We start from the raw sequence: 11,690 nt of genomic DNA on the forward strand, positions 1-11,690 counted from the left end.
GAAAAAGGCCGGCAGCGAATGCTACCGGCCTTTGACGGGGTTCCTCGAAGAGGCGGAATCAGCCTGTTGCTGCTTCCTCTGCTTCGGGCTTCGACTTGCCTTCCTTCTTCGGGATCGGCTGGATGTCGAGCAGCACTTCGTCCTTCTCGTCGAGGTCGACTTCGAGGCGACCGCCGTCGGTCAGGCGACCGAACAGCAGCTCGTCGGCCAGCGCACGACGGATCGTGTCCTGGATCAGGCGCTGCATCGGACGTGCGCCCATCAGCGGATCGAAGCCCTTCTTCGCCAGGTGCTTTCGCAGCTTGTCGGTGAAGGTGACCTCGACCTTCTTCTCGCTGAGCTGGGTTTCCAGTTGCAGCAGGAACTTGTCGACCACGCGCAGGATGACGTTTTCGTCGAGCGCCTTGAAGTTGACGATGGCATCCAGACGGTTGCGGAATTCAGGCGTGAACAGGCGCTTGATGTCGCCCATTTCGTCGCCGGCCTGCCGCGCGTTCGTGAAGCCGATGGTCGCCTTGTTCATGGTCTCGGCACCCGCGTTCGTCGTCATGATGATGATGACGTTGCGGAAGTCGGCCTTGCGCCCGTTGTTGTCGGTCAGCGTGCCATGGTCCATGACCTGCAGCAGTACGTTGAAGATGTCCGGGTGCGCCTTCTCGATTTCGTCGAGCAGCAGCACCGCGTGCGGCTTCTTAGTGACAGCCTCGGTCAGCAGACCGCCCTGGTCGAAACCGACGTAGCCCGGAGGCGCGCCGATCAGGCGGCTCACCGCGTGACGCTCCATGTACTCCGACATGTCGAAACGGATCAGCTCGATGCCCATGATGTAAGCCAGCTGCTTCGCCGCTTCGGTCTTGCCGACGCCCGTGGGACCCGAGAACAGGAACGAGCCGATCGGCTTGTCGCCCTTGCCCAGGCCCGAACGTGCCATCTTGACCGCGGAGGCCAGCACTTCGAGTGCCTTGTCCTGGCCGAACACCACGCTCTTGAGGTCGCGCTCGATCGTCTGCAGCTTGCTGCGGTCGTCGTTGCTGACGTTGGCCGGGGGAATGCGCGCGATCTTTGCGACGATTTCCTCGACCTCGGTCTTGCTGATGGTCTTCTTGCGCTTGCTCGGCGGCAGGATGCGCTGGGCGGCGCCGGCCTCGTCGATGACGTCGATCGCCTTGTCGGGCAGATGACGGTCATTGATGTACTTGGCGCTGAGCTCGGCCGCGGCCTGCAGCGCCGCCACGGCGTACTTCACGCCATGGTGTTCCTCGAAGCGCGACTTCAGGCCCTTGAGGATGTCGACGGTTTCCTGCACCGACGGCTCGACCACGTCGACCTTCTGGAAACGACGCGACAGGGCCGCGTCTTTCTCGAAGATGCCGCGGTATTCCGTGAAGGTGGTGGCGCCGATGCACTTGAGCTGGCCGCTGGAGAGCGCCGGCTTGAGCAGGTTCGACGCATCGAGCGTGCCGCCCGAGGCGGCGCCCGCACCGATCAGGGTGTGGATTTCGTCGATGAACAGGATGGCGTTCGGCTTGTCCTTGAGCGACTTGAGCACGCCCTTCAGGCGCTGTTCGAAGTCACCGCGGTACTTCGTGCCGGCCAGCAGCGCGCCCATGTCGAGCGAGTAGACCTGCGCCTCGGCGAGGATCTCGGGCACGTCGCCCTGGGTGATGCGCCATGCCAGGCCTTCCGCAATCGCGGTCTTGCCCACGCCGGCCTCGCCCACGAGCAGCGGATTGTTCTTGCGCCGGCGGCACAGGATCTGGATGACGCGCTCGACCTCGTACTCACGGCCGATCAGCGGATCGATCTTGCCGTCCTTGGCGAGCTGGTTGAGGTTCTGGGTGAACTGCTCGAGCGGCGAGGCCTTCTCGTTGCGTTCGCCACCGCCCTCTTCACCTTCGCCCTGGGGCGCTTCGCCGCTGCCCTTGACGGCTTCCGGCGGATCGCTCTTCTTGATGCCGTGGGCAATGAAATTGACCACGTCCAGGCGGGTGACGCCCTGCTGGTGCAGGTAGTACACGGCGTGCGAGTCCTTCTCGCCGAAGATCGCGACCAGCACGTTGGCGCCGGTGACTTCCTTCTTGCCGTTGCCGGTGGACTGCACATGCATGATGGCGCGCTGGATCACGCGCTGGAAACCCAGGGTCGGCTGGGTGTCGACATCGTCGGAGCCCGCCACCTGCGGCGTGTTGTCCTTGATGAAGTTGGTGAGCGACGCCCGCAGGTCGTCGACGTTGGCCGAGCAGGCACGCAGAACTTCCGCGGCGCTCGGGTTGTCCAGCAAAGCGAGCAGCAGATGTTCCACGGTGATGAACTCGTGGCGTTGCTGCCGGGCCTCGACGAAGGCCATGTGCAAGCTGACTTCCAGTTCCTGGGCAATCATGTGATTTCCTTTTGCCTTGCTGTAAATAAGTTCTCAGATGGGTTGGAGCGCGTGCAATTCAACTGGTTCACGCGACCGGTTCGCTGACACATTGCAGCGGGTGCCCAGCCTGCTGCGCGGCCTCCATCACCTGATTGACCTTGGTGGCCGCCATGTCGCGGGAATAGACCCCACAAACACCGCGGCCATCGAGGTGGATCTTGAGCATGATCTGGGTCGCCGTTTCCCGGTCCTTGCTGAAATATTCCTGCAGGACGACGATCACGAACTCCATTGGTGTGTAGTCGTCGTTCAGCATGACGACCTGGTACATCTGGGGCGGTGCCGTTTTTTGCGGGCGGCGCTCCAGAACGACCGAATCTCCGTCGTCGCCCGCCGGTTTCTGCGCCGGTGGGGTGTTGGGAGTTTTGGGAATTCTCGTTGCCATGAAAAAGATTCTATAGAGCGTGCAAGCACCGTGCCGACGCCAACAGACTTGGTGACGCCTATTCGACAAATCAAGGGGCATGCGTCGTGTACGACAGCACGAAGACAGACGTAAAAAAACCGGCAGATTGCCGGTCTTTTTTTACAGATTGCGCAGAACGGGGCCCTTGGGCGCCGGCAATTTCCGACCCGGTACCCGGGTCGGGATCGGTAAATCGGGCGGCAAGGCGTCGATTTCTTCGTCGGAGAGTTCGCGCTCGGGTGCCGTCTCTGTCTCTGCCTCCCAGTGAGAGACAGGGGGCAGCACGAGCGGGACCGGCGACTTCTGCGGTTCTGAATCCTCGTGCAAGGCGGGTGTGGGTGGCGACGATCGCGTCCGCTGTGCTGGGAACGGTGCAACGGGCGGGGCAATCAGCCCTGCTCGTCTGGCCGGCAAGGAGGGGGGCGCTGGCCACAACGCCTGCCATTCAGCCCGCCGCCGCGCGTCTTGCTCAGATTGCCAGTGCGCCAGCGCGAGGCGCTGCGCTTCCTGGTGCGCGGTCTGTTGCTGTCCGAGCAGCGCCAACTCGGCGCAGATTGCCTGCCGCGTCTGTTCGCGCTCCGAATCCAAGGCACGGCGCTGCGCGTCGAGTTGCCTGCCGAGCCTGTGTGAAAACGCCCAGAGCCCCAGCAAGGCGCCCACAGCACCGACCGAAAAGCAGACGACAAGGAAATTGGCCTGGATCAGCGTCACAGCGAGACCTCCTCGTCGGCATCCCATTTGCGCAACAGATCGAGCGGGATGGCATCGGCCACCTGTGAGAACCGCAGACCGGTCATGCGTTCGGCCTGCTTGAGCAGCACGGCGACAGGGCTGCTCGGCTCATGGCTTTCGAACCATCGACGGGCTTTGCGAATGTCGCGCAGGATGTCGTCGCGTGCCACCAACCCTTCGCCGACTGGCGGAGTGGCCGGCCACGGCGGCAGCGGGCCAGGCATTGTTGCGACCACATCAGGTGACACCGATGACCCGGTTCGCTGGAACGGGGCCAGCAACCGCACCAGCGTGTGCAGTGGCGGCGCGTCCTGTCCCAGGTGCTGCGTGGCCCACGCGACGATCTGCGCAGCGGCCTCGCCCGCTTGCGCCAGAAGGCGTAGCGGCGCCTGGTCACCGCCCGAAGCGGCAACCGCCAGGTCTGCCAATTGCTGCGTCATGCTCTCGGGACTGGCGGCGTCCGGCGACCGGGGCATTGCAAACGCGCGCTCGACTTCGCGCACCGTCAAGTGCCGCGCGGCATTGGCCGCGACGACGACTTCTCGTATGTCGCTCAACAGACCTTCCGGATCGGCCAACGCTGCAAGCGCATTGGCACGCACAGCCGGATCGCGTTCGCCTTCGATCATCAACTGAGGGTGCACCGCGTCAGGCCACGTCTTGAGCGCCTCGACCAGCAGCACCAACGACTGCGCAAGCCCTGGCGCCTGCGCCAACCGGGTGCGCGCGCGACACAGCCAGACAAAGAGATTGATATCCCGGGTCCGCAGCAACAGTCGACGGCAGTCCCGTTCGATCTCGGCCCAGTTGGGCGCATCGGGCGCTCCAACGAACTGCCCGTACTGGGCATCGCCGCGCGGGGCCATGCGTGCCAGCAAGACGGCGTATTCCGCGTCGTATTCCAGGCTCGGGCCGCAGGGGGCTGCGGCACTGAAGGGCGACAGCCGGTTGTCGGCCTCGATGCGGGCAGGCATGGCATAGACGGTTGGCTCGGCGTCAGTGTGAATGGGAGCGGTCATGGCAGGTTCTCACAGGGAAAAAATCAACGTGCCACGGTCGCGTTGCCGTGATGGCACGAACCGATGTAGGCCTCGGGCTCGAACACCATCCCGACGGTGTAGCCTGGGGATGAACGCGCCGCATCGACGGCCCGGCGCCCCTCCTCCGCGCCCCCGGAACCGCCAAGCCACGTGGACCACCCGAGCTTTTCGGTGTCCTCGAGCCGCGCAGGCGGCGTGCTGTCGTTGCGCACGCGCAGCTCCACCTCCCAGACGAATTCGTAGCCGACAAAGCCACGGACCCATTCGACGAGCAGCGCCAGGTCTTGCCCCTGCGGCGTGAAACGCAGGTACTGCGCCAGGCTCAACGGGCCGAGCACCAGCCGGAACTTGTTCTGCCGATCGGCCACGACCTCCCCCGCAATGGCTCCGAGGCCCATGATGCTGGAGCTGCGCGCGAGCCCCAGATGGCTCTGGTCCTCGGGATCGATCCGGATCCAGTGGCGCACGAACTCATCCAGTTGGACGGGCACGGCGAAGAATTGCGCGAGGGTGGCCGCCAGCCCATCGGGATTGCGAGCTTCGCGGGCCAGATGGGTCGAGGCCGCCAGCCGGGCATGCGACGGCAGCACCGAATCACGGATCTCCAGCGGGTCGTGGCCTGTCAGGCGTGCGATGTAGCGGCTGAACGCCTCGTCCTCCGGCCGGTCGAGCCCGGCGGCGGCCTGCCCTTGCGCCCATGCCCGGTACATGTGCGTCAGGTAGCGGTGATGAAACAGGTCGAGGAAGTCCGCCAGGGTGCTGTCGTTGTGGTTTTCGGTGCGGTCCCGAACCAGTTCGGTGAAATGCAGCGGCAGCGGGCCGTTGGGCCCGAGAAGGCCGAGGCTGTACAGGCGCACGACCGGGAGCGCCGGATTGTTCCCGGACCGCGTCGGAGAAGCCCCCAACATCCGGCGCTCCGACTCGCCGGGCAGCACCACGCTGGCGATTTCACGCGGCGCGAAAGTCAAGGCCGCCGCCTGCCCCAGCCGGAACGACTCCTGCTGAGGGCGTCGGGCCAATCCAACGGAGGGATGCTGCAGATGGGATGCACCCAAGCGCCTCAACAGCGACAGGAAGCCAAACTTCCAGGGCGTGCGACGCAGCCGTCCAAGCATCTCGTGAAGTGGTCCACCGGGATCGGCCTCGCGGGCTTTCGTCATGACCTCTCCTCGCCTTCGCTGCCGGCGTCCCGTTGCTGCGCAGTTCCCAACCGGATATGGCTGTCGGGCGACAGGTCGTGGTGCTCTTGCCGTGTCAGGCTGGGCAACGGTGCACGGCTGTCGCGCGCCAGTTCGGGAGCGAACAGGCCCAGCACGTCCTCGGGTACCTCCGGATCAAGCAATCCGGACCTCATGAGGGGCTCGAAGTCCTCGATGATCCGGTCGATGCCCTCGCGCGGCAGCAGGATGTCACGCAGCAAGGGATACGGTTCGGCCTGCTTGCGCAACTCGTCCAGCGTGGGGGCGGCTTCGTTCCCGGACGCCAGCAACCCCTCCCAGTCGACACGCCCGGCGAGTTGCGCAGGGTCGCGCACCACGCGAACGAACTCCTCGTGCAACTCCTCAAGCAGACTTGCCGGTCGGCCATCGCCACGGGTCGGCGGACTCGCCAATCGCGCAGCGGGCCGTGCTTGCACAGCCACAGGCGCCTCACCGAGCAGCCCCGCCAGGACGTCGGCAACCGGCGAAGGCTGCGCGCCCGCGATATCGAGGATGCCGAAAGGGTTCACCAGCACATCCACGTGCGACTCCTGCGCGCTGCCATCTCCTGCGGAACGGTCGTCGAAAGCCAGTGCACGCAGATCGAAAGGCGATGCCTCGACTGCTGGCGTGGGCGACAGGCCACGCGGCTCGACATCGGCAACCCAGCGCCGCTCCGGAGTCGGCACACGCGGCCACGTCGGGTCCGCCGGGAGGTCTTGCTCCACGATGAAACGCAGCAAGCCGAGCTCCAGGGTGTCCCCTGGCGTGATCGGCACGCTTGCTCCCGCGAGCACGCGTTCGCCTTCGCGCACGCACATCAATGTCTGGCTGCTGTTCGTCAGGCGCCACTCTCCCGCACTGTCGCTCCATGCAATGCGGCACAGATTGGCCGCACGCCATTGCGCTTCGCTCTGGCGCTCTCCACACAGCTGGAGCGCATCGGCCATGCCGGCGCCGGACGGCGGAATCGACAGCGCCCCGCTGCGCGCTTCGCCGTTGCCGTGCGTGAGCTTCAAGCGCAACCGAGAGCCGTTCCTCTGCGTTTCCGTGCGACTCATGGCGCGCCCCCCCACAGCGTTTGCAGCCGGTTGGCCGCACCAATGAATCGGCCCTGGGCGTCCTGCTGCCAGAACGCCATCTCCGCTCGAGGCCCCTGCAGGCGGTTTGGCCAGTCGGTCCATGGCAGGAAGCGAACGCCCTGCAATGCCGCAGCGGGATCGTCCGGCAAGGGTGGCCCCGCCCATCGTTCGAGCAACGCCTGATTCTGCTTGCCCCGGTGCTCGCGGCTGCCCTCGGGCTCCGCACGCGCGTCCTGCGACTGCTGCGCGCGCCACAACGCCCGCACCGTGCGCTCCAGCGCGCGAAGATCGGCCAGCCCCTGGGCATGCGTATGACGGGCCACCGCGCGCGCGAGAGAGAACTGCCAATCCAGCGGCTCCTGCAGTTGAGCGCTGAAATGTGCCTGCGTCCAGCGCGGGTGCGCCAGCTGGTAGACGAGCAAGGGGTGATGCCGCCCCACCTTGTCACAGGACGGTGCGATCACACCCAGTACGAAACGTCGCCGCGCGAACGCCAGCGTCCCCGGCGGTAGCGCGAATGCGACAGGGATGGCCACGGCACGCGCACTGGCGCCGCTTCCTCCATGGGGACACTGCTGGGCCAGCCAGGGCATCCAGGCGTCCGCCTCGCCGTGGCGCACACCGCTGCGAACGAAATCCGCATGACCGGGAAGTTTTCCCCAGATGGCGGGCGGGGTGACGTGCCACGCGGCACGCAGCGTGTTCCACATCCGCATGGGTCAGGCGGCTCGTCCAGGGCAACGAAAGCCCTTGAGCACATCACTACCGAGGGGGTTGGGCTGACTGCCCGAACTGACATCGATCAACGCCTTGCGGCCGTCGAAGACATATTCGACGCTCAATCGGCCGGGCGTGGCCGTGTTCACGATGCGGCCTTTCTCCAAGAGGCGAAACAAGGCCCATGGACCATGGGCCAGCAAGGTCGAGGTCGGATTCGAAATGCGCGGGTTGGCCGTGAGCTCTGCCATCGCCCCGCCCCGCGGCCCTGGCCAGTTGACGGCAAAGGCCTGCACCGGCCCATGGACGTAGCGCTGTCCTTGCCCGTCGATGTCGATGACCAGCTCGGTGATGCTGGGTTCGAGTTCGAGCACGCGCAGATCGATCTTCCAGGCCAGTTTCTTGCCACCCGCATCGCGGAAGAACAGGTCGCGAATCTGCTGTGCGCGGTAGAAGGCATCGAGGTTGGGCCCATTCAGGGCCAGCAGCTTGAGCAGTTCGCCCAGCAACGTGGGGCCCGAAGTGGCCGGTTTCAATCCGGTGCCGTTGGCAGCCGCCGTGTCGATACCGACCATGGCATTCGCTACGTTCGGGTCCTTGTAGCGCCAGGGCCGCACGCTCATGTCCACATAAGGCGCGAGGTGCTTGTTGAAGAACTCATCCGCGGCACCGCCGACGGCAAACACCAGCGAGAAGTCTTCGATGGATGCGTCCTGCGTCACGGCCGCCAGCGGGTAGCGCCCTTCTACCCCGCGCTTGCAGGGCTCGCTGACTTGCATGGCCATCAGTCCCATGATGCGATCGAGCTGCATTTGCGCCTGGTTGCGCAGGATGCCGGTGGAGCCCAGCATCACCTTGTCGCCGCCGCTGGCGGCCAGCGCCGTCAGCACCTCGCGAAAAGGCGCCGGCAACTTGCCGGCCTCCAGCTTCAAGCGCGCACCGACTTCGGCGCCACCGGGGGGCAAGCTCCCGGCGGTCAGCGCCGTGTCGGCCACGACCAGCAAGGTGTAGAACTCGTTCAGCAGGCCCGAGATGTTCTCCAGTCCTGGCTTGGCCCCGGTGGCACCGGCGCTGGCCGCTCCGATGTCCGCCTCACCCGTGACCACCTCGCGCAGTGCGGCAAAGCGGTTGTCGACGATCTGCTTTTCGAGCCGCTCCTCGGCCCGAATCCCGAGGTTCCTGCCGATGGCGTTGGTCTGTTTGTTCAGTTCGTCGGTCGCCTTGTCGAGAAATCCCTTTTCCTCCTGCGTGCGAACCACCAGCGGGCGGGACAAGGTGGTTTCTCGCGCAGCCGCGCGCGCCAACCGCGCGAGCGGCGAGTCTGGCGCGGCGAACTGCCGCAGCACGCTCAGGTCGAATCCCAGGCTCGTTCCCGTGGTGTCGCTGCCACTCACCGTGCGAATCGATTCGAGGAAAGACTCCCAATGCTGGGCATACTCCATCAGGTACTGGCGCCTGATGTCGTCAAGCAGAGGGTCATTTCGCAGCTTGCGGGCCGCCTCGTCCAGCAGCGCTGGCGTTTTGCTTTGCCCCACCGAGGCAGCGCCTTCCCGCCCGCTGCGCCCCATGACCCATGCGTCGTCGTCGAGGGCCCGGGCGACGAACTCTGGCAGGCGCTTGTTGAAGACCTCGTGGTAGCCGTCATAGGTAAAAAGGCCCGCCACGCCTTTTTCCAGAGGCAAGCCACCGGCACGCGAAAATACGGTGCCAGCTTGAGGCCCCACCGCGCGCACCAACGTGAATTCTTGTGGCGCCTCGGGCAGCATGGCGGCCTTGGCCCGCTCATAAACGCGTTGACTCGAGGTGTTGCTGTTCAGGAAATCTTGCACCGCGCGCACCAGCGCGTCGTTGGGTAGCGACGCCGACTGCACCGGTCGAACCCCGGAGAACAGCGCCGTGACATGTCCCACCATTGACGCACGGCCACCAAAGGCGGCGGCACTGTCGGCCTTTTCCCAGTCTTTCAGCACCCAGTTGCGAACGTCCTGCGCGCCGCCTTGCATGTAGCGGTCCTTGTCGTGCAACAGCTTGTAGACACGCAAGACCTCATAGGCAGTCTTGGCATCGCCATCACTCACGCTTTGCTTGAGCACGCTCTCCATCCGTTGCAGGACGGCAGGGAGCAAGGTGTGGTCCTGCAGTTGGGCGTAGGTGTCACTGGCCGTGTCCAGCACCGGGGGCACCGTGTAGAGGCCGTACAGAAAGCTGCCGGGCGGGTTGTCGATGTCCAGGCCCGAATAGCCCGGCAACTCCCGCGCTCCATTGAGCACATCGGGAACGCCCGCAGGCTTGAACTCGGCGAACAGCTGGCGCACCTGCACGGTGAGCGCTTCGGCGCGCTGGCCCACCGCGCTCAGGTACTGGCGGTTGTTGCCGAAGCTCAAGGCCAACGCGCCGGCGAGCCACAGAAAGACCACCACGGCCAGCAGGTGTCCCGTGAGGCGCAGCAGTCGAAAGCGAAACTCCCAGCGCAAGTTCGGTCGCACCAGATGCGCCTCCGGGATGATCACCTTGGTCAGCAGGTCCTGCAGAAAGAAACCTTGCTGGCCCCGCATGGGCGATGCCGTTCTGCGCGGCTGGCTGGCTCGCGCCTCGTCATCGGACGCGGATGCCCTGCCGCCTCCCAAGCCCAGACTGCGTTGCAGGCGCTGGAACAGCGTGCCGGGATCGGCGGGCACCTCCAGGTCAGCCTGCGCACCACTCGTGAAATAGACGCCACGCAGCGTGTCATGCACCTGGGTTCCATCGAAACGCGAGGCCAGGAATATCTCGTCGAGCATCGGGACCAGCAGCGCCGACATGCCGGCCAGTTCCTGAGGCAATGCGAACAGCCGCTTTCTGCGGTCGATATCGAACTCTTCGTTCAACCTGGCGCGCAAGCCCGCCGCCAGACGCTCCTTGAGCAGTGCCAGCTCCGCTTCGACCTGTGCGCGCAGCGGCTCGCGATCGCGCAGCGCGGCACGCGAACTCTGGATGCCGTGGAACGGCAACGTGAAGCCCCAGGTCTGGGTACGGCCTTCGCTGGTGAGCGACTGGAAGTACTCGCTGAAGCCCCGCAGCAGATCGATCTTCGTCACGATCACGTAGACCGGGAAGCGGATGCCAAGCTCCTGCCGCAGGTCGGCCAATCGGTCACGCACCATGCTTGCATGCTCAGCACGTTCCATCTCGGACATCGTGAGCAACTCGGCCGCGTTGAGGGCGACGATGACGCCATTGAGCGGCGCGCGCGTTCGGTGCTTGCGCAACAGCCCCAGGAATCCCCGCCACTCGATGGGGTCCGAGACCGGGTTGCTTTCCTGCGTGGTGTAGCGGCCGGCCGTATCGATCAACACGGCCTCGTTAGAGAACCACCAGTCGCTGTTCAGCGTGCCGCCCTCCGACTTGAGCACCATGCTCCTGGATGCATGCCCCATCTGCCGAGCCAAAGGAAACTGCAGGCCAGCATTCAGCAGGGCCGTGGTCTTGCCCGCTCCCGGACTGCCGACGATCATGTACCACGGCAACTCGTAGAGGTAGCGTTTGCCTTCGAGGATCTGGCGAAACCCGCCGCGCGCACGCAAACCCTTGAGCTGCGCCAGGGCGCGGGTGACCGTGGCAGTGACTGTCTTGAGCTCTTCCTTCGCGCTGTCGTCCTTGTCGGCATCCTGCCCAAAGCGCAGGAACTTCGCGAGCAGATCGTCGTTGTTGCGCAAGGCCTGCCAGAGCCGGTAGAGCCAATACACGGCGTACAGCACGAGGATGGCGCAGATGACCATCGTGCGCACCCACAGCGGCGCCAGCGGCTTCGCGGCCCCGATTGCCAACAAGGGTCCTGCATGCCACACGAGCAGACAGAGCGCTGCCACTCCCAGCAGGCTGTACGGACCCGACACCATCCAGAGAAGGCCAAGTACTAGCAGCATCACGATGATGGTCACGCGCACCCCGGCCGAGGCGAACGGGCGAAGTCCATCCACGGCGAGCAGCGGGCCGATGAACCAGATCGCGAGGGCCAGCAGCACCACCGCGAGGAAGGCCAGCATCTGTCGGGAAAACAAGAATGCCAGGAATTGTTTGAGGTATTGCATGAGTGATCGATTCCTGCCTTGC

Annotated in this window: 8 protein-coding genes; all 8 read right to left on the bottom strand. The window is 65.1% G+C overall.

Translation table 11 applies throughout. The features are described from left to right. Positions 1-58: 58 nt before the first annotated feature. Positions 59-2,380 carry an ATP-dependent Clp protease ATP-binding subunit ClpA gene (gene clpA / locus GFK26_RS25280; RefSeq protein ID WP_153284392.1) on the bottom strand — a complete coding sequence of 774 codons (2,322 nt, stop codon included), beginning with the start codon at positions 2,378-2,380 and terminating at the stop codon, positions 59-61. 67 nt (positions 2,381-2,447) lie between these two features. Further along, positions 2,448-2,807 (bottom strand): ATP-dependent Clp protease adapter ClpS, encoded by a 360-nt coding sequence (gene clpS, locus GFK26_RS25285; protein ID WP_070060554.1) that lies wholly within the window; start codon positions 2,805-2,807, stop codon positions 2,448-2,450. Positions 2,808-2,948: 141 nt separating this feature from the next. Then, positions 2,949-3,539: a hypothetical protein gene (locus GFK26_RS25290; protein ID WP_153284393.1), complete on the bottom strand. Its 591-nt coding sequence runs from the start codon at positions 3,537-3,539 to the stop codon at positions 2,949-2,951. Then, complete coding sequence (locus GFK26_RS25295) at positions 3,536-4,579, bottom strand: ImpA family type VI secretion system protein (protein WP_153284394.1); 1,044 nt, start codon at positions 4,577-4,579, stop codon at positions 3,536-3,538. The genes GFK26_RS25290 and GFK26_RS25295 overlap by 4 nt, the downstream gene beginning before the upstream one ends. Before the next feature lie 23 nt (positions 4,580-4,602). After that, positions 4,603-5,760 carry a type VI secretion system baseplate subunit TssG gene (tssG, locus tag GFK26_RS25300; RefSeq protein ID WP_153284395.1) on the bottom strand — a complete coding sequence of 386 codons (1,158 nt, stop codon included), beginning with the start codon at positions 5,758-5,760 and terminating at the stop codon, positions 4,603-4,605. Then, complete coding sequence (locus tag GFK26_RS25305) at positions 5,757-6,818, bottom strand: TagK domain-containing protein (RefSeq protein WP_194273954.1); 1,062 nt, start codon at positions 6,816-6,818, stop codon at positions 5,757-5,759. The genes tssG and GFK26_RS25305 overlap by 4 nt, the downstream gene beginning before the upstream one ends. Before the next feature lie 38 nt (positions 6,819-6,856). Next, a complete protein-coding gene (gene tagF / locus GFK26_RS25310) occupies positions 6,857-7,597 on the bottom strand; it encodes a type VI secretion system-associated protein TagF (protein WP_153284397.1) in 741 nt (246 codons plus the stop codon). Between the two features lie 3 nt (positions 7,598-7,600). Then, positions 7,601-11,668 carry a type VI secretion system membrane subunit TssM gene (gene tssM, locus GFK26_RS25315; RefSeq protein ID WP_153284398.1) on the bottom strand — a complete coding sequence of 1,356 codons (4,068 nt, stop codon included), beginning with the start codon at positions 11,666-11,668 and terminating at the stop codon, positions 7,601-7,603. Positions 11,669-11,690: the final 22 nt, after the last annotated feature.

The organism is Variovorax paradoxus (genome assembly GCF_009498455.1).
Classification (GTDB): Bacteria; Pseudomonadota; Gammaproteobacteria; order Burkholderiales; family Burkholderiaceae_C; genus Variovorax; species Variovorax paradoxus_H.